The organism is Saccharibacillus sp. O23 (genome assembly GCF_002205895.1).
Taxonomy (GTDB): Bacteria; Bacillota; Bacilli; order Paenibacillales; family Paenibacillaceae; genus Saccharibacillus.
This window is the reverse complement of record NZ_NJDE01000002.1, coordinates 242,162-268,263: the sequence shown is the minus strand read 5'-3', so window position 1 is coordinate 268,263 and position 26,102 is coordinate 242,162. Positions and strand designations below refer to the sequence as shown.

Genomic DNA, 26,102 nt, shown 5'->3' with positions numbered 1-26,102 from the left:
CTCTGCCGAGAATCGGTGCAGCCGAACGAGATCGCGTCTTTGTTAACGAAAATGCGAAGACGGGTATGTAATGTTGTGCATAAACGCAAGCCGAACAGGAGGAGTCTCATGAGCAGATTGCATGCCCTTTTTGCCGAAGTGCTCGGCGAAGTCGAAACGACGCTGACAGAAACCGCACAGATGAGTCACCCGCTCGTTGTCTTGTTTCGCACGGCATTGGAAGAGGAACAGGAAGCGCTGAACCGGCTCCTGCCTGCATTGGAACAGAACGAACCGAAACTGGAAGACTTCAAAAAAGACTGTTCGGTCGTCTACTTGAACGACGAGATCGTCGAATCGACGTTTCGCGCTTGGCTGCGGGCGGTCGATTGGATGGATCACGAAGATTCGGAAGAAGCGGCCAAGCTGGAGAACCGTTTTCCCGGCATCAAAAAGACCTTGAAAAAAGCGGCGGCGGAAATCGAAGAAACGTACGGCCACGATGCGAGCAAATATGTAGTACCCGCATTGTACCGGCCGCAAACGGGAGGCGTGCGATGAGCTGGCAAAAAGAACGCATCGACATGAACGTCTACAGTCAAGGCGAAGTGGATCGTTGGGTATACAGCACCTGCAATCTCTGCTCGGTGGGCTGCGGCTGCGAGATCGCGGTCAAAGACGAACGGATCGTCGGCATCCGCGGCAACGGCAACCACTCTATTAACCGCGGACGGCTCGGACCCAAAGGCGAAAACCAGTGGCAGGCCAACGCCAGTCCCGATCGCCTCCTCTCTCCGCTGATTCGCAACGATCTCGGCGAACTGGTGCCCGCGACATGGGACGAAGCGATGGATCTGATCGCGGCCAAGATGAAAGAAGCGTTGGGCAGCAAAGGACCGAACAGCATCTCGATCTATTCGACCGGACAAGCGTTCCTCGAAGATTATTATACGATCGCCAAGATCGGACGCGCGGGTCTCGGCACGCATCTGCTCGACGCCAATACGCGGCTGTGCACGGCCACGACGGAATTCTGCCTGCTGCAATCGTTCGGAGCGGACGGCGCGCCGGCTTCGTACGACGACGTCGACGCGACCGATACGCTGATGCTGTTCGGACATAACGTCGCCGAGACGGGCACGGTGCTGCACGAACGCATCATGGACCGCAAAGCGCACACCGGCAAACCGTACATCATCGCCGTCGATCCGCGCAAAACGCTGACCGTCCGCGGATCGGATCTGCACTTGCAGCTTCGTCCCGGCACGAACGTGCCGCTGCTGAACGGGCTGCTGCGGATGATGCTGGACAACGGATCCGCCGACGAAGACTTTATCGCGCAGCATACGATCGGGTTCGACGGGATGCGCGAAGCGCTGGACGAATGGACGCCGGAACGCACGTCCGAAGTCACCGGCATTCCGGTCGAGACGCTGCGGGAAGCCGGCCGCATGCTGTCCGAGACGCCTTCGCTGGTCACGACGACGCTGCAGGGCGCGTTCCAGAGCGCGGACGCGACGACCGCCTGCGTGGCGATCAACAATATGCATCTGGTGCGCGGCTTGATCGGCAAGCCGGGCTGCGGCCCGCTGCATATGGCGGGGCAGCCGAGTTCGTCCGCTAACCGCACGGCGGGCGGCGTGGGTACCTATCCGGCGCACCGCAATCCGATGAACCCGCAGCATCTGCAAGAGATGGCGAAGCTGTGGAACGTGGACGAATCGAAGCTGCCCGCCGGTCCGGAAAAAGGCATCGAAGAACAGCTCGAGATGATCGAACAGGGTCAGATCGACATCTTCTGGAATATCGGCACGAATCCGCTCGTGTCCCTGCCCAACCGCAAGCGGGCAAAAGCCGCATTGGAAAAAGTGTTCGTGATCATGCAGGACCATTTCCTGACCGAAACGTCCAAAGTCGCCGACGTGGTCCTCCCCGCCGCCATGTGGGGCGAGAAGACCGGCACGATGGAGAACGCCGACCGCCGCATCAATCTGCTGCGCCAAGCGGTCGAGCCGCCGGAAGGCGTGCGTTCCGACCTCGACATTCTGCTCGACTTCGCGAAACGCATGGATTTCCGCGACAAAGACGGCAATCCGCTGATCGGTTATTCGACGCCGGAAGAAGCGTTCGAAGAATGGAAAGAAGTCTCGCGCGGCCGTCCGTGCGACATGACTGGAATGACCTACGATCTGCTGGAGCAGCATAACGGCCTGCGTTGGCCCGCGACGGCGGAACGCCCGGAAGGCACGGTCCGGCTGTACGAGGACCTCAAATTCCATACCTCTGCCGATTACGCGCAGAGCTACACCAAAGATCAGTTCACCGGCCGCGCGCTGACCCACGACGAATACGCGGCCAAAAAGGCCGACGGGCGCGCGATTCTGCACGCGACCCGCTACAACCCGCCGTCCGAGCAGCCCGGCGGCGACTTCCCGATGTGGCTGACGACCGGCCGGCTCGTCTGGCATTGGCATACGCGCACCAAGACGGGGCGCTCGCCTTATCTGCAAGCCGCCGCTCCGCACGGCTACGTCGAAGTGAATACCGAGGATGCCCGCGAACTCGGCATCGTCGAAGGCGAAGTCGTGCGCGTGGCGTCCCCGCGCGGACAGATCGAAGTGCCGGCGAAGATCGGCGACGCCGTACAGCCGGGCCTTGTGTTCGTGCCGTTCCATTTCGGCAGTTGGGAAAGCAATCAGGCCGCCAACGACCTGACGGCCGACTTCGTCGATCCGCTGTCCAAGCAGCCGACGTTCAAGCAGTCGGCCTGCCGGATCGAGAAGCTGCGCAAGCCGCATCTCGTCGCCAGCGGCGAGACGCTCGGCTACATCGCCGAGCAGTACGGCATGAGCGTGGAAGACCTGCTCAAGGTCAACCGGATCGAGACGCCTTACGGCATCCAGACCGGCCAGCAGCTCGAAGTCCCGATCTCCGTGATCAACGTCCCGATCCAGCCTTATACGCCGCAGCGGACGGAGTTTCAGCGGACGACGATGGAGGAGTGATACGAGGCTGATCGGGCGTGCCGGCGCGACAGCGTGATAGTCGATGTCCTTGCAGCTCTATGGATTTATGGATTCATAACGCCAAGCTATCAGCTTCGCGCTAGAGTTTCAATTCGGTTCGGCGGCAGGTATTCGGGTCGCGACTCCGGCTTAGGCAGCCGAGTCGGAACGAGACATCGGGATGTCGTATTCAGTCATGGCAGATGTCGAGACTTCATGTCTCGATATCGACGGATCTTGATGTCGAGCGAGAATGTTCGGTATCGGACAACGAACGGATACCGTCGAAGGTAAATCGAAAAGCCGTACTCTTCGGTTTGAAGAGTACGGCTTTTTGTCGAGCTTTAAGCGGTTCGCGACGATGCTCGAACGCCGGAGCGGTTCGACGTTCCGGCGATTCCGGGCGCACCGGCCGCTAGAAGGAAGATCGGCCAGAAGGCAGCGGTTCGGCTGCTTGACCGCTTCGCGCTCGTTAGCGGTTCGGCTCCGATCCGAACGGCCGCGAGCATGAAGCCGCTCCAATCCCTCTCGGATCGGAGCAGCAGGATCAGCGCTCCTACATCGTGCGGGCGGAGAAGCGAACTCGCCGCCCCCCCACCTCCGCCGCTTCAGCCGCTCTAACGGATCGTAGATTCGTTAGAGCGGCCTCTGAGCGGTCATTGGAATCCTAACGGAACACAGATTCGTTAGAATCGCAAAACCGGCCGAAAATCGCGAAAAATGACTGTTTTTTCGCTCTAAGCGTCATCTGGTTCCGTTAGGATTTTGAAACGTCCGAAATCGGGCTCTAAGCGTCGTCTCGTTCCGTTAGAGCAGAAATCTGATCGAGATCGAGTATCCGACGTGTCCGTTCTCCTTAACGAATCATCGCTTCCAACTCTTCCAACCCGATCTCGAACGTCGGCGCGAAGGCTTCCGACCGCGCGTAATTCAGCACGCTGCTCAGGAACTGCCGTCCGTCCGGCGACTGTCCGGCCGCGGCGGCGTCGACGGCGCAGACGAGCAGGCTGCCGCCGCCCGTTCGGCATTCGAACAGCAGGCCCAGCTTATGGTTGCGTTCGAAATTGTCGATCGTCTGCACGATCGGCTCCCACTCGCTCGGGGTGCCGTCGAGAATGACGGAACGCGAATTCATGACCACGTTCCACCAAGCGTAGGTGGAATGCGTTTCGCTCGGGAAATCGCGCAGCGCCGGATGCTGATTGCGCACCAGCAGGCCGTGCGTGCCGACCGGAATCTTGCGGTCCATGCTTTCGGAGATCGAACGGAACATCGGGAAGCACCAGAAGTCCGCCGCGTAAGTCCCTTCGATCGTATTTTCCAACGCCGAGATCTTGGGCATCAGCAGGACCTTGCCGCCTTCGGCCAACCGCGTCCGGGCTTCGTCCGTCAAATTCTCGAACACATGCACGCCGTCGTAATCGACCCGGACATCCGATGGATAGAGCCACAGATCGTAGCGTTTGTAGACGTCGGTTCCCGCAAGGCGCAGCGTCAACTCGATTTTGCGCATTGATCGGACATCCGGCACTTTCCATTCGATCCTGCCGATTTCGAACAGATCGCCGCTCGCCGCGATCTCGGCCGCGATCATGCCTTCGCCCAACGTCTCGCGGCCGGATGCCAACGTCCAAGACACTTCGAGCGCTCCCGGCGCTTCCGGACGGAACCAGCTCAACTCGACCGCTGCGCGGAACGTATCGCCGCTAACGAGATGGTACGACTCGAAGCGCGCGAGCAGAACCGCGTCGGCGCAGAACGAACGCCAATCTTCCGGCGAGATCAGCCCTTTCGAATCCATGAAGGCATCCAGCGCGCCGACCAGCGCCGTCCCCTGCCCGCTGAAATCCTGCAGATCGAGCAGTTGGAAACCGGCCAATTTGCGCGAACGCAGCGCCGCTTCCAGTTCTTCTTTGTAATTCTCCATCGCCAGCTTGCCCGAATTTTCGAAATAAGCCTGCGCCAGATGACCGAGTCCTTTTTCCTCCAGCCGCCGCTTGAAGATCTTGAAGTTCTCCGCTTGCAGCGAACCGGTATATTTGTCGATCTCGCGGAAATCCGGATACGTCGCGTACTGCCCGATCTCGTGCGAGACGACAGGCAGCGGCGACACCCAATCGCCTCCGCCGTCGCCTTCGACCGTTTTCATCTCCGTGCCGTATTGGATCTGAATCTGCTGCTTGCCGCTTTCTTCGTCGCTGCCGGCTTGCCGGCGCGAAGGACTGATCGCTTCGTCGTAATCCGTCAGCGTGCCCGGAGGCGATACCTGCACATGGCCCTGCGGCGCATCGCACATGGCGTACGAACCGCGGAACAACCGCTCGCGCGTAAAACGCACCCCGCAGAAGAAGTCGTCGTGTTCCAGCAGCTCCGGCACCCATTGATGGTTGTTCGAACCCTGCGTATAGAGCGGGCGGCCGTCGAAGGCTTTGTAGTCCGCGAGGATCGAGTCGATCTTCTCCCGACTGCCCCACAGTTCGTTGCCGAGCGAGAACATGACGAACGACGGATGGTTGCCGAACGCGCGCAGAATCGCATAGCCTTCTTCGATCAGGTAATCCTGCTCCGCCTGATTGTGATTCTCGTCTCCAGGTACCGTCACGGTGCCCCAGAACGGCAGCTCCGGCTCCATGTAGACGCCCAGCATGTCCGCCGCGATAAACGCCGCTTCCGGCGGGCAGGCCGTATGGAAACGGTAATGGTTCATGCCGTACGACTTGGAGATGTTCAGCACGCGCACCCATTCGTCGACCGAGGTCGGCGCATAGCCGGTCAGCGGGAAAATAAGGCCGTCGTGCTTGCCTCGCAGAAACGTCCGCTTCCCGTTGATCTCGAACTTGTCGCCGGCCGGTTTGAACTCGCGCAGCCCGAAAATGCTTTTCTCCGTATCGATCGCTTCGCCGTCCGCGCTCAGCAGTTCCAGCTTGAGATTGTACAGTTCCGGCGACCATTCGCTCCAGAGCTTCGCCTTTTCGCCCATTTCGTAGACGACATCGAGACTGCCGCCGCTCAATTCGAACTCGGCCGGCCCGACCGCAAGTTCTCCTTCTCCGCTGAAACTCTCGGCCGACACGCGCAGTCTCGCCGCCCCGGCGCCTGCGACCTTCGCCGTAATCCGCACGCTGCGGCCGGCGACGTTCGGATAGGTGCGCAGCTCTTCCAGACGCGACGCTCCATACACGCGCAGTTCGATCGCTCCCGTAATCCCGTTCCAGTTGGTCTGCGTGTCCGGCGACGTCATATGACCGCCTTTGGTCGGATAGCCGACATTGTCGACGCGAATGACCAGCTCGGCGGTTCCCGCCGTCAGTTTGCCGGTCAGATCGTAGACGTGCGGGGCGTTCAAGCTATCGCGGCTGCCGATCTTTTCGCCGTTCAGCCAGACCGTGGTCAAGCGCGTGCGCTCCAGATGCAGAAATACGGTACGCGAAGCCAGCTCGTCCGTCACTTCGATCTCTCGGGCGAACCAAGCGGAACCTTCGAATTTGTAGCTGTCCGTCAACGAACCGATCAGCTTCTCTTCATTGCGTTTGCCTTTGCGCGCGTGCGACGTCGTCCCCGGCAGTTCGATCGTGTCTTCGAACTTGCTCGGCTGCCCTTGCTGCTGCTCGTCCAGACTCAATCGCCAGATGCCGGACAGATCTATTTGGTTTAACATGGTCATCTCTCCCCGTTATTGAATGCGTTCTCATCAAAGTCCGGAAGCGTCGAACGTTTGCGATCTTCCGCCGTTCTCCTTCCGCCTTCCTGTATTACTATAACGTTTTCGTAAGCGCTATACAATTCCATATTCTTATATGAAAAAATCCCCGAATCTCAAGGATTCAGGGATCTTCGTTATTAAAATGTTCCGTTTCCGCATACGTCGGCTAGACGACCAATAGCCACAAATACAAGCCGAGCAGCGTGATGAACAGCGTCGGAATCGTCAGGATGACGCCGATCTTGAAATAGGTTCCCCAAGTGATGCGGATGCCTTTGTTGTTCAGCACGTGCAGCCAGAGCAGCGTCGCCAGCGAGCCGATCGGCGTCAGTTTCGGTCCGAGGTCGGCTCCGATCACGTTCGCGTAGACCAGCGCTTCGTGAATCTTGCCGCCGATATCCGCCGTATCGATCGCCAGCGCCCCGATCAGCACCGTCGGCAGATTGTTCATGACCGAAGACAACACGGCGCTCAAGAAGCCCATGCCCATCGTCGCGGCGAACAGTCCCGAATGGGAGAATGCCCGGATGCCTTCCGCCAGCAGATCGGTCAGTCCCGCGTTGCGCAGGCCGTAGACGACCACGTACATGCCGACGGAGAAAAAGACGATCGACCACGGCGATTCTTTGAGTACCGATTTGACCGAAATCGCGGGACTGCGGCGGGCCATGATCAAGAAAATGATCGCGATCGCGCCGGCCGTCAGCGACAGCGGAATGCCGGCCAGCTCGCCCGCGAAATATCCGACGAGCAGCAGACCGACCACCACCCACGAAATGCGGAACAGCTTCGGATCGCGAATCGCGGTAACCGGAGCTTTAACCCCGGCGGCGTCGAAGGTGCGAGGAATGCTTTTGCGGAAAAAGAAGTACAGCACCCCGAGACTCGCCGCCAACGCGAACAAGTTCGGCATGAACATCACGACCGCGTACCGGATAAAGCCGATGCCGAAATAATCCGCCGATACGATATTGACCAGATTGCTGATCAAGAGCGGCAGCGACGTCGTATCCGCGATAAAGCCGCCCGCGATAATAAACGGAAAGACCTGTTTCTCGTCGAGCTTCAGCGCCCGTACCATCGCCAGCACGATCGGCGTCAAGATCAGCGCGGCCCCGTCATTGGCGAACAGCGCGGCCACGACCGCTCCGAGCAGCACCAGATAGACGAACATCCGCGTTCCGCTTCCTCCGGCCGCGCGCGCGACGTGCAGCGCCGCCCATTCGAACAGACCGACCCGATCCAGCACGAGCGAGATCAGGATGATCGCCACGAAAGCCAGCGTCGCGTTCCAGACCACGTCGGTCACGTCGCGCACGTCCTGCAGCCCGACGACGCCCGTCAGCAGCGCCAACGCCGCTCCTCCGCAGGCGGACCACCCGATCGGCAGACCGAACGGACGGCGAATCACCAGAAACAGCGTCAATACGAAAATAAAAATTGCCCACAGCGCAGCGTGCACCTTTCAACCTCCAGTAATTAGACGGATCTAGTACTTTAACCAACCTTACAGTTAACTTGGTCAAGGTACTTGCGTCCGTCATTCAGCATGGGCATGACTTTATATAGAGTATCCGCTTCTTCGAAACGAAGCAAGCAAAAAGAGAGAACCCGGCCGTTAAGCCGTCTCTCCCGTTTTTATTGGACCGTTTGCGTCTTGTTCAATCATGCCCTGCAAATTTCGACAAAATTCTTCGATCTTCCGCTCCGCGAATTCCGGAAGTTCGGCGCGGGCATAGACGGCGATCTTCACCGCTTCTTCGCGGAATCCCGGCATCTCCGCTTCGCGCATGCGCGTCGTATGGAGCTTCCGAGGCAGCAGCGCGATCCCGCGGCCGCTCTCCACGATCGCGATCACGCTATCCAGCGTATCGGCTTCGATCAACCGGCGCGGCGAATCTGTCTCCGCGAGCCAGTTCAGCGTCTGCCGCCGGTACGGACAAAGCGGGTCGCGCGCTGCCAGCACCGGAAGTTCCGGCGGAAACGCCGACCCTGCCGCCTGAGCGGAAACAGAAGAACCCGCCGCCCAGCCGATCGGTTCGTCCGCTTCCAACATTCTAACCCAGCGTTCCGCTCTCTCCGGCTCCCGATTGACCAGCATCAGATCCAGTTCGCCGCGATCAAGCATCGCGGACAGTTCGTCCAACGTTCGGGTGAACAGCTGCGCTCCTTCTTCGGGGTCGAGCAGAACTTCTTGCAGATAAGCCGCCGTCAGCGTCTGCGTAGCGCCGATCCGCAGCGGACGCCGCTCGGCCGAAGGCACTTCGAGCTTCGCCTGTTCGATCCATTCATGGATACGATCGGCGTAGATCAGCAGCCGTTCGCCTTCCGGTCTCAGACTCGCTCCCCGCGGCGAACGGTCCAGCAAGCGAACCCCGAATTCTTCTTCCAACGCCCGAATCCGCGAAGTGACGTTCGATTGGACGTAACCGAGTTCCGCCGCCGCTTTGGACATCGAACCGTGCTTCGCCACGCTGCGGAAGATCTCCAGATCGTTCAGCTCCATTTTGTCCCCTCACTTTCGATGATCCCCCTATTCATTTCCGATCGTTACCTGCCGCCCGACATTCTCTTGTAAGCTGAAAAGGCAACAAACGACTACGCGAAAGAAAGGACGATCCTCATGATTGCCATGCAGTACGTGATTCCTCTTCCTGCCGATTATAACATGCAGATCATCAAGGAGAGAGCGCAGCAGAACGGATCCAAGACCGACGGTTTCCCCGACTTGGCGTTCAAAACGTATCTGATCTCGGAAAAAGACCGATTCGGCAACGACGCTAATCGCTACGCGCCTTTCTATTTATGGAACGACCACGGAGGGATGAATCGATTTCTGCTGGGCGGGCCTTACGACAATATCCTCGCTTCGTTCGGCTGGCAGCAGGTGAATATCGGCGTGCCGCTGTCGATGCGGATCGGCGAAGAGTTCCCACGCGTGCGCTGGGCCGTCGAGGTTGCGGGCCGCATTCCGCGCGCTGCGTCGCTCACCGGTTTCGGAGAAATATTGGCGGCGCAGCTTCCGAATGCCGGAGACGCGGCGAGCGAGGTGCTGGTGTATAACCCGGATAAGTGGGGATTCAGCCGGTTTGCTTTTTACGAGACGCTACCGGAGGAATGGAGAGATCAGACGGAGCGGGATCGACGATTACAAGGAAAGGACTATGCGATTACGGTGTACGAGGTACTGCATGTATCGCGGTAAGCGAAAACTTGTACCTGCCAGATGCGATAATTGCAGTCTAAGAGAACAAATCACGTAATCGACATCACCTGTCCGCCCGTCATGGCGACCAGCTGCGCGGCCGTTACCTCGAACACCGTTTTCGGATGTCCGGCGGCAGCCCATAAGGTTCGGTATTGAAAAAGATCTTCGTCGACAATCGTCCGAATCGGCCGGAGATGTCCGATCGGAGACACGCCGCCAATAACGAAGCCGGTTTTTTCCCGCACGAAATCCGCATCCGCTTTGCCGACGCGCTGGTCCAGGGCGGCCGCGATTTTCTTTTCGTTGACCCGGTTGATTCCGCTCGCGATCACGAGAAGCGGACTGTCGCTTTCTTTCAATCGGAATACGATCGACTTGGCGATTTGTGCAACGTCGCAGCCAAGCGATTCCGCGGCTGCTTGTGCGGTGTGGGCGTTATCGGACAGCTCGACGAGCTTGTTCGGATAACCGCCCTCGATCAGTGCGGCTTGCACGCGTCTGCTGCCTTCGTTGCGCAGAGATTCCATCTAAATTTCCTCCTTCGAATCATTCTTGTTCGCTGTAGTACATCGTAACTTGAACCGTCGTGATCGTCGCAGACGGGTTGATATATCGATGCGCCGCATGTCCGGCAAATCGGATCGCTTGTCCGGCGTTCAGCGTATAAGACTCGCCCTGAATGTCCATCCGAAGCGTACCGTCCGTTACGTTCAAAAATTCATATACGCCTTGCTGGTGCGGAACGGAAGTATAATCGGTACCCGCATCCAGCACCATCGTGAACATTTCCATCTTCGTTTGCGGATCGAACGGAAACAGCATATAGATGCGGCAGCGACCGTCATCCTCCGTCACATTCGGCAGATGGGCCGGGGTGGCGACAACGACGGACGCATCATCGTCGCGCAGCAAGGACGAGAAGGAAATATTGAGCCCTGTCGCGATTTTCCAGACGGTGGTTACCGTCGGTTGAATGTCTCCCCGTTCCATTTGGTGCAGCATGCCTTTGCTGACGTTCGTCAAAGCCGCCAGCTTGTCGAGACTAAGACCGCGCTGCTTGCGAATCCGCTGCAAATTTTGTCCAATGCGGACGTGAATGGCGTCTTCCAATACGGCGCTCCCTCCTAGGTCCGCGGTTCGCCGCTTCCGTTATGCAGGATTAAAAAAGCAGAGCCGTTATAACGTCAGCTCTGTTATTTTTAGAATGTGCTTGGTTTCATGTTTTGCGGCGAACGAGCGAATGGTCTGATTTTTTGTATATTATACTATACATTTATTTATGTATACAATACAAAATCCAATTACTGCTTTGTCGACGGAAATCTAAGGCATGCAGAAACGCCGACATGGGATCAATGAAAAGTTCTCTCGATTTGCGCATAGGCTCCCTCTTTACGAAAAAGTCGTTTCTAAATCCTCGTACACATACAGATCGATGCTGAAATCGGCTTGCAACGCGGCCATCAGAGAAATATGATCTTGGGTCAGCCAAAATTCGGGTCTGTTCTCTGCTTCCATCTCTACCATAGCGACAAAAGAAACCATTAAGTCCCGCTTTCGGCAAATCTCGTTAATGTCCGGAATTTTGAGTCGCAGCTGTTCCAATAGTTGATCCAATGTCCGGCTGATCGATCGGGACTCTTCTTTTTCCGTCGAGAGTTTCCAAGTGGTTGCTGCCGTTTGCGGAAGCGGGCAATCTTTCTTTAATCAGGTCCGCGTGGGAACGATCCCAAGAATTTCCGTAATTTCGTGAGGATCGAACACGTCTCCGGTCAGCCAAAAGTCGATTCGGATTCTAGGATCGTTCATGTCTTCCCCCGTTCTGCATGATATCTTTGCGGTAAGCTGATCGAATAAATCTTTCTCTCATGCCCGCATCATTTGCTTAGTCGTTCTAAAGCTTCGCAAGTTAACGAGAGAACCTGATCAAACTCTCCATACGAAAGTTCATGTTCTTTTACTTCCATATCGGAACCTCTCGAAGTGACATCCGCAATCCATATACGTCCCTTGCGCAGAAGATCGTTCTCGATCAGAAAAATCTGATAGTCGCCCAACTCCCCGATACTCATCGCGATTTGAAATCTTGCCCATTCTTCCCTATTCGCGATAGCTGCCCATTCGCTCTCGCCTTCGTACAGAGCCGCATGCAATCTATAAAAAGCCTCCGCTCCGGATAATGAAAATAAGTCTGGATCGATTCTTCGGCCTCTATACATCATTGCATCCTGCATCACGAACACGACGTCTCTTATAGACAACCACCCTTCCGTGCCGCCAAATTTTTCGCTATTGATCCAGAGATATAGACCTTCCAAAACGTTTTGATCGGGATCGTTCATTTCGAATTCGACAGCAAAACGGGATCGGTTTCCTATAATCATGTTATCCCTCTCTATTCTTGTGATCCGAATACAATCCGGACATATACTCTTCGTAAGCTTCGGCGATTTTCTTTTTGCAGATCTCTTCCCAGACTTTTTTCAATCGGATTTCTTCCTGCTCGTCCGCGTCATCCGGCAGCATCTCTCCCCCGAACCCGATAAAAGATTGCGTATCCGAAGTTTGGCCGAGTTTGCCTGTATAAGCAATCTCGTGATCGGCATAGGTATAGCTCACATTCGGACATCTTTCTGCCAAACACGAATAGCCGGGTACTTCTTCTTTGCTGCAAGTTTCGTTAAGCTCCGGATCGAATTTGCTGCAATACACTTCCAACAGCACATGTGTGAATGTCATGAGGCCTCCTCGCTTCGCGTTCGAATGCGTAAAAAAACAGTCTCTCTTCATGTACGTCAAAATGGCGTGGAGATTAATAAGCCATTCGGCAGTTCTTTGCATTCGACTACCAGTTGAAGGGGGATTCGTAAAAGTTATATCCCCGCGGCAAGATAAGATGATAGAGCTTCTGTGCCATAATCTCACTTCTTTTCTAAGTGGATAGAGGCTTAAAGAGGGGAACCCAAGCGTCTGGAACTTGGATCCCTATGTTCGGACTTTAATTTGTAAGATCAGAGTGACCACCGCCCAGCATTTGCAGTTCCATAAAAACGGGACGACTTCTTCGTAATGAAGATTAAGCTCAATAGACCTTGCCCTATCATCGAACGTCTTTTCCGATAATTCATTTTTTAATCGAATATATCTTTTCATCGGCGTAACAATATTTTCCTCTATATGTATATGCTCTTATCCCTTAGGCGGTTCCCAAAGATTAGTCTGACATTCATGATCCCACAAATCCGCGTACAAACCCGATTGTCTTATTTTCTCGATAACCCCGCGATCTTCTTGATTGCTCCCTATGTCCATGTATAAATCATAAGTGCAGTTCACGAATAAAAGCCGTTCTTTTCTCATTTGACACGATACGTCTTCTCTCAACGAAAGCCGCACCGCGTGTTCGATACAATCTCCGGCTACGAAAGCATCGCCGTGAAGCTCGTAATAAAATTCAATGATCTCTTCCGTATAGCATTTCGGATACTTTTGGCTATGTTCGATAAATGTTTTCTGATCGCTGCCTAAAAACATCAATTCTAAACGATCAATTCCCAAAAACTTCAGATACGAATTCACCGCTTCTACATACTTATCTTCGATTTCCAAATATTCTTCCTCGGTAAATAGGGATCCGTAATAGAAGTTTCCGATATCGACGATAGACGTCCATGTCCGGATCTTTTTTCGAGGTTTTTTCCCTTTCTCGAGCGGAGGGTACTTTCTGATCTGCCAATAATGCATAGGGGTCTCCTAACTAAGAGGTGTGTTATTTCTTCAACGCTCTATAATTCAAAATCCTCGCCGTCGATGCAAAGAAATCGAGCTTCGATCAAAAGCACCGAATCGCCGATCTCCAGACATAGATTAGGGGCTTGTACATAATCGTTCAGAAAATCATCGCCTTTGATATGCATTCTTACGCCGCTTATTACATCAAAAGAAACCAGATCGATGTACTCCCAATCGTCCACCTTTTTCCGTTCGTCCGCGGCTGCGTTTATCCAAGAAAATGAACACACGCCTTTCATTCTCGCCTCGAACAGAGTCTTCGTATGATTAAACACTCTTTTGAGATTCAAAGAAACGGAATGGTTTTTAAGGTCGAAATGATAATCCGTAATCTCGCATCCCCATAATAACGATGTCAGTTCTTCAAGCGTTCTCATTTCCCACCGCCTTATTCTTTCGGCAAAGGCAAAAACTCCACCTCATTGCCTTGTTTGTCGATATAAAAATATTCGCCCACCTGATCGCGGCTTACTTTCATCAGACCGTGTTCGGCGGGAAAAGTCTCCAAGTATTCGGGTTTGATCGCCAGCTCTCCTTTTTTATTGATGTATCCTCTTTTTTGCACGCTGTTTACCGATACGGCAGCTAGACCTTCCGAAAAATCTTCTGCCTCGTCCCACTCCGGTGGGATTGCCCATTGACCCGCAGGGCCGATATATCCAATCTTGCCTTTGAATTTGACCAGCGCCAACCCTTCCGAAAAAGAGTGTGCAGCATCGTAACGCGGGGCAATGATCGCTTTCCCTTGATGATCGATAAATCCCCATTTGTCCGCTACCTTCACCACAGCCCTTTGACCGCTAAAAGAAAAAGCATGTTCGTAGATCAGAGGGATCACGACTTTTCCGGTCCGATCGATAAATCCCCATTTGCCGGCTTTTGATACCGCAGCTAATCCTTCACGGAAAAAGTCCACTTCGTCGTATCCTTCCAAGACAACCTTACCTTTCTCGTCGATAAAACCTTTATTGCCCTCATAGTCCAACCAAGCCGGAGCCAGACCTTCCGAAAAATCATAGATTCTGAAGGAGTCTGTCTTGGCTTTCACTTTTCCCGAAGCGTCAATCAAGTTCCAATATTCCACGCTGTCGCTGGCATCGGGATCTTCTTTTTGCATCGTGACGGCGGTTCCGTTCTCGAATCCGTAAGCATAGTCATACCGAGGTTCGATTGCCCATTTTCCCGAAATGTCGATGTATCCATATTTGCCGTCTTTCCACGCTGCCGCCAGACCTTCGCGGAATTCGTCGGCGTGCTCGAATTGAGCTTCGATCACGATCTGGCGGGAGTCGTTCACGTAACCCATAAGATGATCGTCGCCTATCACGACGGGATAAATCTCGTTCTCCGCATACGCATAAGGCGTAGGTCGCGGAGACTCTGAATCTGCCGAACAGCCCTGCAACCCGCTCGCGATACTTATTAAGACGACGAATGCGATACCTCCGAATGTCGTTGATGCGTTCAGCATGGCTTCTGTCCTTTCTCCGGCGATTAATGGGTTGTGTCATCGATCGTTGTTATTCTTCATATATGTAATCCTTAATTGTGCCGGTTCCGATCACTCGAAGACCGGTTTGTATACGAAAAGAATTCCCGGGACGAACGAATCGACCGATGCTTTCGAACGCTTCGCTTTCTATGGTAGGCATCTTGATCAGGACCGTATAATTTACGCCTCGATAAAACATTTTTTCTTGATGAAGCGCCCAGATATCGCCCGAGAATAACTGATCATTGCCGAAATTAATGGACGGCCGGATGATATGACGCGTCTCCAGATCGTTTTTTAATGCGGAAGCGCTATCGGATGGTTTATGCAAATAGATTTCGGCTTCAAGCAACAGCATTCCGCGCCTCCTTCCATACTCGTACCAAATCTTCTTATCCATCAAATGAGAGCGATAACAGAAAGTAGTTCGGCTCTACGGTTTTATTCGTGCTGCTCAGGTAATCGATGAAACTCTGCGAAGAACTCTTCAGCTAGCTTGAAAAATAAGTCAAAGGCTTCTTCATTGCTTTGAGTCGAAAAAGTAATATACTCATACCAACCACTCTCTCCTTGGTATGTAAGGCCCCGATTATCCGCGATCCAATCTCTTACCCAGCCGTGAAATTGTTCTTTAAAATGAATATCGATAGGCTCTGCTGTTCCCGTCATACTACCGTGGTAGTAAAATCCTGAAATGAAATACGTGATATAATCCAATCGCTTATCCTGCACATACATTCCGGGTCTCCCCCTTATTTTGCGAATCAATTCTTCGATATCCATTCACATCAACTCCTTAAGTTTTATAGAATTTATCAAGGGCACAATTCTAAAATATCGACAAACGCCGCATCTTTGAGAATAAGTCTTCGATTTACAGGATCAATCCTCTCCAATTCGCTCCATTCGTAAACGGTATCGTATAAGTCATACTCGTGATTCAATAAAAGGTAACCTGCTTTTTCCATGATGCTTCTTATGCTGGTTTCGGTCTCGATCATTTCTAGCGTACTAGACGATCCCGACATATCGAGATCGCTTTTTAAAGAGTCGTGTTTCATTAAATAAACTAAATCGTAGGTATAGACCGGAACGATTTTGGAAATAATAAGTTGGATTTCTTGCGACAAACAAAATCCTCCTTCGCCTTTTACGTCTGGAAGCTTAATATAGAAATAATTCGAAGGAGATACCTGATGTTGAGCCTTGATCTCTACGATATGCTCTAAAGAATATAAATCTTCCGGAAGCGATAACTGCCTTTTACATGTATCGATATACCACTTGTCGGCTTGGCGTTTGAAGTAAAGTTTTTCGAATACATCTTTGATTGCGGGATATTCTCTCATAAAGCGATTCCCGTGATGCATGCTTATCCCCCCGTCTTCTACTCTCTATTCGATCTATCCAGTCGAGTCTGAATAGCTATACAGCGGTCGATAAGCTGCTGCTTCGTAGACCTGCACATTTTTGTGGTTTCCAAGTCGATGATCTCGGTAGTGAATTGAAGAATCTGCTTATAGTTCTCCTCGTTAGCTAATTCTTCAAGACGGCTTACAGCCGCGCGTCGCACTTCATAGGGTTCGGAGACCATAGCGTTCATGATTCTGGGCAAGTATTCTTTCTTCCCTAATTGATAGAGTACAGAATAATAAGATAACTTCACGTTTTCCGCAGTCTCTTGAGCAAGCCCATCTTCAAAAAAAGATTCGAGAGTCTGGCGATTTTCGCCTATTCTCAAAGCTACGTCGAGCAGCGAAAGAACGGAAAATAATCGGACGACTTTCGCAGGATCCTTGAGCGCTTTTGATTTTAGAATCTTGAACACCCTGTCAGAGCTGCTTGAGCTTAACGCATCGCAGGCTTCCGCACGGACCAACCATTTGCGGTCCTTGGTCAGAGCGATCAAGATCTCTTCTCCTCTTGGAGTAAAAGGAAAAACGAGCGCAGCCGCTGTCTGGTATCTGACAAGTTCCGAATCGCTTTTTGCATACGTTTCCAAAAGTTCGAAGTCCGCTTCCGCTTCGGGATTCTCTTCGAGCTTAGTCAAATAAGTTAGAGCTTCTGATTCGTCGTCTTCTCCCATTTCATCGCTCCTATGCGTAGGTGTTTCTGCAAATTAGCTTTTCATGCTGTCCAGTTTTTAACAACTACTACTTTAAATAAACAGGCCTCAGAGAACGAAATCTCCGAGGCCCGTTTTTAGTATGCTTTTTCAATAATAAATTCGACCGACTCTTCTTCTAAAGAAATAAGATCGTCATCATGCAGATAATGATAATAAAGCAACCCACAAGCACTCACACACTTATTCGAAATTTTTCTAATGCTCGTTTTAAAGGTCACTTTATCATTCCTCCAAATCTATAGTAAAGAACCCTCCTTCCCATAACGTTCGGTCCAAATAATATTCCTCTATTTCAAAACCTTCAGGATGATCTCGGAAGCCTTCATTTGTGCTCAATCGAGCTATCGTTTTTTCGGCGTTTTGACGCGAAGAGTAAATGCCGATGATTTTGTTTTTTTCAAGGTCGTCTTCTCCTGTTTGATACGAATGCTGTACGAAAAATACCGAGTTCATGAACCTTTCCTCCGTACTCAGAATTAAAAATCGCTTAAATGAAAACTATCTAACCTCGCCATCTCTCCTTCTATTACAAAAATGAGGACTACGCCTGCTTGTGATCTAAAACCTAACTGAGTGTTTTCCAAAGTATGTTTGTCGTCTCTCAAGAGTTGGACCTTAAAAGTTTCAATTTCGTGCATAAACTTCTTGAATTCCATATCTTTATAGGGAACCCATCCTTTTATCTTTAAACTCTCGGGAAATTCGACATTGTCAGAAAAATAGACGTGTATAGATCGAAGCTGATCTTCTCGACGGTCGCTATCAAAGGATAATTGGATCGAATCATATTTCAAAATGAAGGTTTCTTGGAAACGGATCGATCTTGGGGTTTCCCTAATAAGTTCTCGACCTCCCATCTTTTCATGCCTAAATGAATCTCTCCAATGAAACCGTTCTCAATGAATTTGATCAAAGAGCTCATTTTTCTCTCCTTATTCGTTTTATGCAAAGCTTTATTCGGATCTTGTCCAGAAGTTGTTCGGATATTCATAATCGATGACATTGACGTACAGACCTAAATTCTCTATTTCTTTTATAATCGTCTCATCCTTTTGATCGCTTCCTATATCCATGTATAAATCATAATTACATTCCACGAAAAAAAGATGATCTCTTCTCATTTGCGAGTATATGTCTTCTCTAAGCGAAAGCCGGATCGCGTACTCGATAAAATTTCTTTGTATAAAAGCATGATCGGAAAGGGAATAATAAAACTCCGCAAGATCTTCCCCATAGCATTTCGGATACTTTTGAACAGACTTCGCAAATAATTCTTCATCGATTTTATCGGGTACTCTGATTTCCAAAGAATCGATCCCTTTGAAATCCAAATATAAATTAACGGCTGTTACATACTTGTCTTCGATATGCAGATATTCTTCCTGAGTCAGTTTAGAACCATGATAGAAGTTCCCGATATCATGTATAGACGTCCAAGTTCTGATCTTCTTTTTAGTAGTTTGCCCTTTGGTAAGAGGGGAGTACTTTTTGACTTGGATATAATACATTTCCGTCTCCATTTCTTTTGGAATTCTTATACGGATAGTCATATATACCCTCTTATTTTCCGAATAAAAAAGCCTGATTCGACAGACGCTTTCCGCGTCCATGTATCCCCGCTTCCCTTCTGCTCAACACCTGTCAAACGGAATCATTGCATACATCCATAGCGGATTGACTAGAGCTTCACCATTAGGAACTTGATTATTCTTTTCCAACCGTAAACCTTTCACTTTCGTTGCCCCTCTTTGAATGTTCTGCCCGATCAATTCGGCACTGGGTAGAGGAAAAGAAAGACCTTGAAGGCTCTTGCCGACAAGGTCTTCTACTTCTAGCTATCTACTTAGTAACAATTTTTCGACGATTGAGGTTAATGCATATGGCAAGGTACCGCCCTTACCTTTATATTCCGTTCCACCTTTATCTTGTGCCATCACTCTGTAACCATTACCGTTAAAAGTAATCGAAAACATAAAGCCTTCATTTTCTAGCCAATTCATTAAATCTGTGATTGTTGGTAATAACGTTCCTTGTTCATAGACTTCGCGCGGAGCTAAAATACTACTTTGTTTTGTCAATTGACCCCCTAAAGACCACTCATTCCCGTTAAAATCGTAAAAATCATATGGGGAAGGACCATCACCTGAGTACGGTCTAATAAAACCTGCTTTATTCAATCTTACTAAACATCCTTTATCAATATGCAGCAATGTTTCGCCCCTTACTAAAATACATTCTTTATGATCTGACCTTTTTCTCCGTGTGCTTGCTCAGGTCGTACAAATGTACGAAACATCATCCTTTTAACTACCGGCGGTGAACAGAGCTAGATAGTTGGACGTATTCGTGTAGCTGTTGTCGCTTAACGCGGGACCCCCAACCGCTGTACCCAAGGGATTGGCGACTGGGGGGCCTAACTCAGCAGATTCTTATATGCCTTCACAGTACTAAGTCCACTATGCATATACAAATTTCTTTACTATCGGTCTTTTGAGGTTTGTGCATACAATCTTTATAATCCCTAGTAAAAGTTAATTGAAGTTAAATATTCACATTTTAAAAAGAGGCAAAAACCTCCTTTGCAATAATAATGAATTCTATTTTATCGTCATATCCTTTAGGAAATAATTTAAAAATATAATTTCCTATTTCAATTTGATATTTTAAATTAATCTCACATTCTTCTTTCCCCTCCGCTAAAGCTATCCCAAGAGCTGAAACATCTACCTCCCAATCCATAGGTAAAGATACAAACGAAACTTCCTTAAATATGATTCTTAATTCATGCGCATAAGTTAAACTCTTTCCACCTACCAAGTTTAATTCCCATCTCGAAAAATCCGATATTTCCAAATAAAAAAACGGATTCCTCCTAAGATAATTGTTTATCTTATCCAATTCCTCTTTGATTTGTTGTTCTTGAATTAGTGCTCCTCCTCTCAATTACGTGGAACTTGTATGTGTGTGTCGGCCGCAGCTTTTTCATTATAAGTACTGTTACTGCGCTTTAAAGTACTTGTATGATGCCACTGATCAGAAGGATCCAAATATTCCCATCCATGACCTTGTTTTTTTCTCATTTAAACCTTGTTTGCGTCGAGCAACTCTATATATGATTCCTTCTTTATCATATCGAGGATCGACTTCGTGTGCTCTTACTTGATAGTCATATCCATTTCTTGACCAACTTTCGTCAAGCCCGTCTGGTGTTTGAGTTAAGCCTTGTCTACGTAAGGCTTCATTAAGATATAATTCACATTCTGAGTTATGAACCCAAATCCCTAAACTACTTACAAAATACGTATGGAAACCATCCACCGTCATATTGTAAACAGTCGCCTGACGCTGCTGAATCTCGATACTGCCGACTTCAAGTATCTTCCCGTCGCTCTGTTCCAGCAGATCGCCCGGTTTCAGGTCTTTGACGAAGACCCAACCTTTGCCCACAACCCAGAACGGATGGTTATACGTAGATTCGATCACCTGACCGCCAACATGAATACGATAGATCTCGTCCGTTTCGTGGTTGAACGTCGCCGTAACCGTTTTGTACGCTTCTTCGCCGGTGTTGTCGTCTTGCGACAGTACTCGATCACCGATCTGCACGTCTTCGATGTTCTTGTCGCCTTGATCGGTCTTGACCTTTGTTCCTGCCGTGAAGCAGTTGCAGGCTTTCGTAACGGCCTTAGTCGCTTTGGAAGCGTCGGATGCTTTATCTCCCGCTTTCGCCAGCTTCACGACCAACTTTCCACCCTTGATGATCTTGCCTGCCGGGATTAAACTCGCTCCCGCGATAACCTTGTCGATGGTCGAAGACTGCGAACTGGTCAGTGTCTTGATATCGTCGATGACCAGGAAGTCCGCAGCGGCTTTCGTTCCTTTTTTAACCGCGCTCCAGGTGTTCTGAAGCCACTGCGGCGCGTAGCCGTAAGGATCGAGATACTTCAGCGGATCATTCTCGACATACGTATACGGATTCAAGCTGCTTGGCCGGTTCACATACCCTTCGAACGTATCCTCTGAATAAACCGCCCGATACTCGGATCATACCACCGGCTTCTCAGGTATTGCAGCCCGGTATCGCCGTCCCAGAATTCGCCCGAATACCCGAACGGGTTCTCCACCTGCACATCCGACGTCAGCGGGTTGCCTGAGATATCATGAGTGTAGTGCTTCAACGCGGTCCGTCGGCTTAGAGCAGTCGGATATCTACCTGTTGGGTCTTGTATTCGAGCTGCTTGAATCGCCTGCGTTGTATTACTGTACGCATTATGATTGATTTTATAATGTGCTTTTTCCCATAACATTTAGACTCATAAAAAAGAAAACCTCTTTTTAAGCTTCACTGAAAAGACGGTTTTCTTAAGAGGATTTTAAAAAATACTTTTGAATTTTATGATTGCTTTTAGATGAAATCGTTGCGCTTCCCTTTGCAATTGTAAAGAGGAATAAGTTTTATTATGGTACTTAATTTTTAATATTTTATTCTTCAACCAAACCAAATGACAAAATACGGAAGGTCACTTCTACTCCTAAAGCTGCTATCTTAAATAATTTTTTTGCAAACAAGTCAAAACCCATTTGTCCATACTCTGATCTCAAATAAATATCCAGCTTTGATTTTTCGCTTGAATCTGCAACAATTTTAAAATGAGAACTTTTTTATTCCATTCAAGATGTTATACTTCATTTTACAATCCGTCACTCTACTCATCTATTCGTTTTATTCCACTTCTTTGATTAATATCATTCCAAACATTCATTAATAAATCCTCATTATTATCCATTTTATTCCAGTAAGTATAAACTAAATTCAGCGGGAATAAGAAAACTTCTTCATTATCTCCTATTTTTTTAAGAAAAGGACTTTTTGTATATTCATCTAAAGTCAGTTCAAATTCATAGTAGTACTCCAAAAGGCTCATTAATGTTGCACAAACAGACTCCATATTTGCTTCTGTCGGAAGCTCACTTTGTTTTTTCTTAATATAAAGAAAGTCCTGCAAAAAATCTATTATTTCTTCACCGTTGTCTAGATTTAGATTGTACATATTTATAAACTCTTGAGCTATGTTTTTGTACGAAACTAAAAGTTTCTTAGCAAGTTTTAGAGAAGGCCCATAAACGATCTCATTGGACTTTTGATCAAGATAAGGAAACACATTGGTTTCAAAAATTGAAATAAAATTTTTCAAAATGTTCTCAAGCTCTTCTTCATTTTTGTAATATATAAACTTACCCCCCATTTTTTCTTCATTTAATCCTTCTACATAAGCATAAAACCTAATTGAATTCTTGTCGTAATTGCTCTGAGAAATTTGTATAATTTGATCTCTTTTTTCGTGAACTTTAACGTATGTCCATATGGTGGAAGTTTCTTTTTTTTGAATTTTAAACCCTTTGTTATTTAAAAAAGGGGTTATGATAAGTTTCAAGTGTTGGCTTAATGTTCTCATTTTCTCGCTCCTTTTAAAATTATTATATCCCACGGTTGCGTGGGATATAATAATTCAGTCATTCATTTTGATACCTCAATAAAAATTTTATGGAATGAAAAACGAGATACGTGGGCGCGGAACTGGTAATGGTAAAGGTGATTTCGCATGGCCCTATTTCCAATAAGCGCAAATACGAGTTGGAAAAAATGTTTGAAAAATGTACAGCTGGTCTCGTATTCGTGACTGCTTTCCCTGACATAGCAAAATTTAAAAAATATTCGGATGACCTTGCTTGGGAAACCGAAGTTTGGTTCAGAAACCAACCCAAACATTTGATGTATTTGAATGGCGACAGATTTTTAGGACTAAGATAAAAAAAGAACTAGAAACCTGATCAGGTTTCTGGTTCTTTTGAGTTATTTATTCAATAAATTTTCAATCTGAGTGCTACTCTCCGTTCTGAATGGGTTCACGCTTTATTTTTTCGGATATTCTCTACTGTGGAAGCCCATGTATCAAAAGTTTCCATTAATGTAAAACCATAAAATTCTTTTTCATACCGTTTAATAAGTTTATGAATATTTTTCTCAAAACCTGATTTTCCGCCTAGGTTTCTAACTAATGGCTCGTTCAACTCGTTATAGTCCCACATCCCTCCTAACTTACGAATAATTATTTCTCCCACTACATACACAACAGCTATGAAATCGTTATTATGAATTTTTTTCTCAACTAACTGTTGATGAAGAAATTGCAGGGAATCTGTACAGTCAAGATCGATTTTGTGCTTTTGAATAAACGGTTCAATAATTGAAGTGAATTTTGTTTCTAAAATATTTTTCTCTAAGGGCACTTCATGCGGACGATTTTCTTCAAACCATTTCAATCCATGATTCCGTGCGATTTCCACAAACTTTTCGATCAGGTTTGGGACATCTTCCTTGTTCTCATACTGAAACCATTCTTCAGACTTTCTTCCAATCAATGAATTACCATTGATTGAGGCTCCCTTAGTAATAAATTCGATACGAAGACAGTTTGAATTCCAATCGCTTTTATCGATTGTTATTCTTTCTTTTACATAATCAATTTTGCGTTCAAAAATAAATTCGCCCTCCTGCCCCATGTACTCGAACCCCATTCGCTCAATTTCAGGAACGAATTTGGTTTTAATTGCTTGACTTAACTTCATAGTTTCCTCCCTAATCTACAGTTTATTTTGCGTTTTAACTAAACCTAAACCCTCTGAAGCTGGGGACTGGGATTGGGAACCATCCTCCTTCTTGCTGCTTTTTTAAATCTCCTATTGGAGGTAGTCCATCTGGACCGGGCAGTTCCCGATATTTAAATGTGTCCAAAAACTTTTCCCAAAATGTAGAGGGTTGTTCCTCAGTAGTAGGAACTACAACTGGTCCCTTTTTAGGTTTTCTCTGTACATTCCCATAATAAATCATTCCGGGATCATTAGCATGCGTATAGTATCTTATAAGTAAATCGTTATCATAGGGATCCGGTATAGTGAAATAGTCAGGATTCCAGCTAGTTCCTTTTCGCGCAGACGCATCAGCCTCACCACGAAATCCATTAGTGTTAATGGCATCAACATATCCTTCTAACTGCTGAACTCCCTGTTGATGAAGATCTCCAGTTTGCCATTTGACCGTTTTTAACTCATAAATTTCATATTGATCGTTTCCTTTGTGTAAAGCAAAATCTAGTCTACCTTTTCCCCCGTTGTCATACGTTACAGATTGTTCCGTAAAAGCAATGTTAGGATTAACGAAAAGGTTTACAGATTTGAATATCTTTTGAAGAGCTGTATGAGCATAATTTCCATACTCTTTGTCTCCAAGTACATATTGACCAGCGTAACCGTTAGGATCCACGTACTTCAGCGGATTATTCTCCACATACGTATACGGATTCAAACTGCTCGGCCGATTCACGTAGCCTTCGAACGTATCCTCCTGAATAAACCGCCCGATACTCGGATCATACCAACGGCTTCTCAGATATTGCAGTCCGGTGTCGCCGTCCCAGAACTCGCCCGAGTACCCGAACGGGTTCTCCACCTGCACATCCGACGTCAGCGGGTTGCCCCAGATATCGTAGGTGTAGCGGTTCAGCACTGTACCGTCGGCTTTGAGCAGTGCGGTGACGTCGCCGTGGCCGTTGTGCAGATAGTACGCTTTCTGGTTGTCGAAGCGGATTGAAGCGTTCCGCTTCGACCGGCGGTTGGCGTCTTCACGGTAGATAAGCTGCGCACCACGCACATAGCGCGCTTTGAATGTGACGCTGCCATCCGCCGCTACCGTACCTTCGGCGATGATGTTCTCCCTGTTATAATAGTAAAGAGTTACAAAAAAAGAAAACCTCACTTTTCAATAATTATTGAAAAAGAGGTTTCTTTCGGAGAATTCTTTGAACAGCATCTTCAACTTATACAGATGCCTTTAAGTAGATCGTTGCATTTGAATTGACAATTCGTCATAAGATGAAAAACTGCCGACGCCTAGCGACTCGTTACGACAAGACAGCGAGCATGTTCAAGTTTTTTTTAGCTTTAATTTCAATTCGACTCTGGCTTAAATAAGTTTGCGTACACGCCCTAGAATCTGAGTTTGTAAACAACAAAAAGAGTTGTCTGATACATAACGCAACTTAGACAACTCGTTTTGCAACTAGTATTTCTCTAATTCTGTTTCTAAATCTGCCAACAAACGTTCCATTTTTATTACAATCGAATCTTCATTATTATAAAAAATAGAAGCTTTATACCCTTTTTGGTACATGTCCGGCAAAAAAGTTTCTATAAATTCATATAAATCTATAGACTTAGGTGTTCCATTTTGCCAATCATTAATTGCACAGTGTTTAGCAAATTCTTTTTTAGGCCAAAAAGGAACTAATCGATTTCCTTTTTCATCTTGTGTAGTCATCCAACCGTCTTCAAAAAGTCCCCAGACAATTTCTTCATCTACGACTCTCTTGACGAAGTACTTATATCTTACATCAGCTGGTCGGCTTACCATTGCCTCCAACTCACGTGTATCCATATAAGTGTTTCACTCCTCATCTTTTTTTTCCGTTATTATCATATTTATGTTGAGTTTTATGACTTTTTACCACTTGCAAATCACTGTCAGCATAACCATTTCCTTTTCGAGCCTCTTTTCCTCTTCTATGAGCTAATACATGGCCTTGAGGAACTCGAACAGTTGATCGTTTTTTTCTTTTTATTTGATTTATATCACGCTTGATCTCTCCCTTTAAAGCTGATGAAACTTTATCATCCTTTGCTATGTCCTTCAATCTTGTCTGTTTACCGCTTCTGCCTGTACTCTTCGACGATTTAGT

The 26,102-nt window shown here is 48.5% G+C and carries 29 protein-coding genes and 2 pseudogenes; 5 read left to right on the top strand and 26 right to left on the bottom strand.

What is annotated here, in order from left to right; genetic code table 11:
• Window positions 1-108: 108 nt before the first annotated feature.
• Both CDO73_RS02710 and CDO73_RS02705 read left to right on the top strand, forming a co-directional pair.
• Window positions 109-540 (top strand): hypothetical protein, encoded by a 432-nt coding sequence (locus CDO73_RS02710; RefSeq protein ID WP_088486953.1) that lies wholly within the window; start codon window positions 109-111, stop codon window positions 538-540.
• Window positions 537-2,984, top strand: a complete 2,448-nt coding sequence (locus tag CDO73_RS02705) for a molybdopterin-dependent oxidoreductase (protein ID WP_088486952.1) — start codon at window positions 537-539, stop codon at window positions 2,982-2,984. The genes CDO73_RS02710 and CDO73_RS02705 overlap by 4 nt, the downstream gene beginning before the upstream one ends.
• A gap of 856 nt (window positions 2,985-3,840) precedes the next feature.
• Here CDO73_RS02705 and CDO73_RS02700 read toward each other — a convergent pair.
• The 3 genes from CDO73_RS02700 to CDO73_RS02690 form a co-directional block, all read right to left on the bottom strand.
• A complete protein-coding gene (locus CDO73_RS02700) occupies window positions 3,841-6,642 on the bottom strand; it encodes a glycoside hydrolase family 2 TIM barrel-domain containing protein (protein ID WP_088486951.1) in 2,802 nt (933 codons plus the stop codon).
• A gap of 211 nt (window positions 6,643-6,853) precedes the next feature.
• Window positions 6,854-8,149 (bottom strand): arsenic transporter, encoded by a 1,296-nt coding sequence (locus tag CDO73_RS02695; protein ID WP_088486950.1) that lies wholly within the window; start codon window positions 8,147-8,149, stop codon window positions 6,854-6,856.
• A gap of 156 nt (window positions 8,150-8,305) precedes the next feature.
• Window positions 8,306-9,193 carry a LysR family transcriptional regulator gene (locus CDO73_RS02690; protein ID WP_088486949.1) on the bottom strand — a complete coding sequence of 296 codons (888 nt, stop codon included), beginning with the start codon at window positions 9,191-9,193 and terminating at the stop codon, window positions 8,306-8,308.
• 117 nt (window positions 9,194-9,310) lie between these two features.
• Between CDO73_RS02690 and CDO73_RS02685 the strand changes: the two genes are divergently transcribed.
• Window positions 9,311-9,892, top strand: coding sequence for a DUF4865 family protein (locus tag CDO73_RS02685; RefSeq protein ID WP_088486948.1), 582 nt, complete (start codon window positions 9,311-9,313; stop codon window positions 9,890-9,892).
• 50 nt (window positions 9,893-9,942) lie between these two features.
• Here CDO73_RS02685 and CDO73_RS02680 read toward each other — a convergent pair whose 3' ends face one another.
• The 19 genes and pseudogenes from CDO73_RS02680 to CDO73_RS02590 all read right to left on the bottom strand — a co-directional run bounded on the left by CDO73_RS02680 (window position 9,943) and on the right by CDO73_RS02590 (window position 22,763).
• Entirely contained in the window at window positions 9,943-10,422 is a 480-nt protein-coding gene (locus CDO73_RS02680; RefSeq protein WP_088486947.1) for a YbaK/EbsC family protein, read from the bottom strand.
• A 19-nt stretch (window positions 10,423-10,441) separates the two neighbouring features.
• Window positions 10,442-11,005: a helix-turn-helix domain-containing protein gene (locus CDO73_RS02675; RefSeq protein ID WP_088486946.1), complete on the bottom strand. Its 564-nt coding sequence runs from the start codon at window positions 11,003-11,005 to the stop codon at window positions 10,442-10,444.
• A gap of 282 nt (window positions 11,006-11,287) precedes the next feature.
• Window positions 11,288-11,566, bottom strand: a pseudogene (locus tag CDO73_RS27415) (DUF4279 domain-containing protein); the annotation flags it as partial.
• Between the two features lie 206 nt (window positions 11,567-11,772).
• Window positions 11,773-12,279: an Imm42 family immunity protein gene (locus tag CDO73_RS02665; protein WP_088486944.1), complete on the bottom strand. Its 507-nt coding sequence runs from the start codon at window positions 12,277-12,279 to the stop codon at window positions 11,773-11,775.
• A gap of 1 nt (window position 12,280) precedes the next feature.
• Window positions 12,281-12,634 carry a hypothetical protein gene (locus CDO73_RS02660; protein ID WP_143536054.1) on the bottom strand — a complete coding sequence of 118 codons (354 nt, stop codon included), beginning with the start codon at window positions 12,632-12,634 and terminating at the stop codon, window positions 12,281-12,283.
• A 450-nt stretch (window positions 12,635-13,084) separates the two neighbouring features.
• The gene (locus tag CDO73_RS02655) at window positions 13,085-13,639 is read right to left on the bottom strand and encodes a hypothetical protein (RefSeq protein WP_088486942.1); all 555 of its coding nucleotides are present in this window, start codon (window positions 13,637-13,639) and stop codon (window positions 13,085-13,087) included.
• Window positions 13,640-13,680: 41 nt separating this feature from the next.
• Window positions 13,681-14,064: a YxiG family protein gene (locus CDO73_RS02650; RefSeq protein ID WP_088486941.1), complete on the bottom strand. Its 384-nt coding sequence runs from the start codon at window positions 14,062-14,064 to the stop codon at window positions 13,681-13,683.
• Between the two features lie 11 nt (window positions 14,065-14,075).
• Window positions 14,076-14,993 carry a WG repeat-containing protein gene (locus tag CDO73_RS02645; protein WP_179218496.1) on the bottom strand — a complete coding sequence of 306 codons (918 nt, stop codon included), beginning with the start codon at window positions 14,991-14,993 and terminating at the stop codon, window positions 14,076-14,078.
• Window positions 14,994-15,207: 214 nt separating this feature from the next.
• A complete protein-coding gene (locus CDO73_RS02640) occupies window positions 15,208-15,537 on the bottom strand; it encodes a hypothetical protein (protein ID WP_088486939.1) in 330 nt (109 codons plus the stop codon).
• Window positions 15,538-15,620: 83 nt separating this feature from the next.
• A complete protein-coding gene (locus CDO73_RS02635; RefSeq protein WP_088486938.1) occupies window positions 15,621-15,962 on the bottom strand; it encodes a hypothetical protein in 342 nt (113 codons plus the stop codon).
• Between the two features lie 32 nt (window positions 15,963-15,994).
• On the bottom strand, window positions 15,995-16,549 hold the full coding sequence (locus tag CDO73_RS02630) for a hypothetical protein (protein ID WP_088486937.1): 555 nt from the start codon (window positions 16,547-16,549) through the stop codon (window positions 15,995-15,997).
• A 17-nt stretch (window positions 16,550-16,566) separates the two neighbouring features.
• Window positions 16,567-17,265 carry a HEAT repeat domain-containing protein gene (locus CDO73_RS02625; protein WP_088486936.1) on the bottom strand — a complete coding sequence of 233 codons (699 nt, stop codon included), beginning with the start codon at window positions 17,263-17,265 and terminating at the stop codon, window positions 16,567-16,569.
• A 264-nt stretch (window positions 17,266-17,529) separates the two neighbouring features.
• Window positions 17,530-17,760, bottom strand: a complete 231-nt coding sequence (locus CDO73_RS02620; protein ID WP_088486935.1) for a DUF7336 domain-containing protein — start codon at window positions 17,758-17,760, stop codon at window positions 17,530-17,532.
• Between the two features lie 500 nt (window positions 17,761-18,260).
• Window positions 18,261-18,857, bottom strand: coding sequence for a hypothetical protein (locus CDO73_RS02610; protein WP_143536053.1), 597 nt, complete (start codon window positions 18,855-18,857; stop codon window positions 18,261-18,263).
• A 285-nt stretch (window positions 18,858-19,142) separates the two neighbouring features.
• Complete coding sequence (locus tag CDO73_RS26385) at window positions 19,143-19,517, bottom strand: hypothetical protein (protein ID WP_143536052.1); 375 nt, start codon at window positions 19,515-19,517, stop codon at window positions 19,143-19,145.
• Between the two features lie 346 nt (window positions 19,518-19,863).
• On the bottom strand, window positions 19,864-20,250 hold the full coding sequence (locus CDO73_RS02605; RefSeq protein WP_143536051.1) for a hypothetical protein: 387 nt from the start codon (window positions 20,248-20,250) through the stop codon (window positions 19,864-19,866).
• Between the two features lie 90 nt (window positions 20,251-20,340).
• The gene (locus tag CDO73_RS02600) at window positions 20,341-21,288 is read right to left on the bottom strand and encodes a polymorphic toxin-type HINT domain-containing protein (RefSeq protein WP_256972526.1); all 948 of its coding nucleotides are present in this window, start codon (window positions 21,286-21,288) and stop codon (window positions 20,341-20,343) included.
• Between the two features lie 14 nt (window positions 21,289-21,302).
• Window positions 21,303-21,614, bottom strand: coding sequence for an RHS repeat-associated core domain-containing protein (locus CDO73_RS27410; RefSeq protein WP_088486930.1), 312 nt, complete (start codon window positions 21,612-21,614; stop codon window positions 21,303-21,305).
• A gap of 399 nt (window positions 21,615-22,013) precedes the next feature.
• Window positions 22,014-22,763 carry a P-loop NTPase family protein gene (locus tag CDO73_RS02590; protein WP_088486929.1) on the bottom strand — a complete coding sequence of 250 codons (750 nt, stop codon included), beginning with the start codon at window positions 22,761-22,763 and terminating at the stop codon, window positions 22,014-22,016.
• A gap of 128 nt (window positions 22,764-22,891) precedes the next feature.
• Between CDO73_RS02590 and CDO73_RS27405 the strand changes: the two genes are divergently transcribed.
• Window positions 22,892-23,119: a BsuBI/PstI family type II restriction endonuclease gene (locus tag CDO73_RS27405; protein ID WP_088486928.1), complete on the top strand. Its 228-nt coding sequence runs from the start codon at window positions 22,892-22,894 to the stop codon at window positions 23,117-23,119.
• A 95-nt stretch (window positions 23,120-23,214) separates the two neighbouring features.
• Here CDO73_RS27405 and CDO73_RS02580 read toward each other — a convergent pair whose 3' ends face one another.
• Both CDO73_RS02580 and CDO73_RS02575 read right to left on the bottom strand, forming a co-directional pair.
• Window positions 23,215-23,937: a hypothetical protein gene (locus CDO73_RS02580; RefSeq protein WP_088486927.1), complete on the bottom strand. Its 723-nt coding sequence runs from the start codon at window positions 23,935-23,937 to the stop codon at window positions 23,215-23,217.
• A gap of 34 nt (window positions 23,938-23,971) precedes the next feature.
• Window positions 23,972-25,123, bottom strand: coding sequence for an RHS repeat-associated core domain-containing protein (locus tag CDO73_RS02575; protein ID WP_088486926.1), 1,152 nt, complete (start codon window positions 25,121-25,123; stop codon window positions 23,972-23,974).
• Between the two features lie 110 nt (window positions 25,124-25,233).
• On the opposite strand from CDO73_RS02575, the pseudogene CDO73_RS27400 reads away from it, so the two are divergent.
• Window positions 25,234-25,338: pseudogene (locus CDO73_RS27400) on the top strand (IS5/IS1182 family transposase); the annotation flags it as partial.
• A gap of 88 nt (window positions 25,339-25,426) precedes the next feature.
• On the opposite strand, the gene CDO73_RS02570 reads toward CDO73_RS27400, so the two are convergent.
• Both CDO73_RS02570 and CDO73_RS02565 read right to left on the bottom strand, forming a co-directional pair.
• Complete coding sequence (locus CDO73_RS02570) at window positions 25,427-25,801, bottom strand: DUF2750 domain-containing protein (protein WP_088486925.1); 375 nt, start codon at window positions 25,799-25,801, stop codon at window positions 25,427-25,429.
• 16 nt (window positions 25,802-25,817) lie between these two features.
• Window positions 25,818-26,057: a polymorphic toxin type 8 domain-containing protein gene (locus CDO73_RS02565; RefSeq protein ID WP_088486924.1), complete on the bottom strand. Its 240-nt coding sequence runs from the start codon at window positions 26,055-26,057 to the stop codon at window positions 25,818-25,820.
• Window positions 26,058-26,102 lie beyond the last annotated feature (45 nt).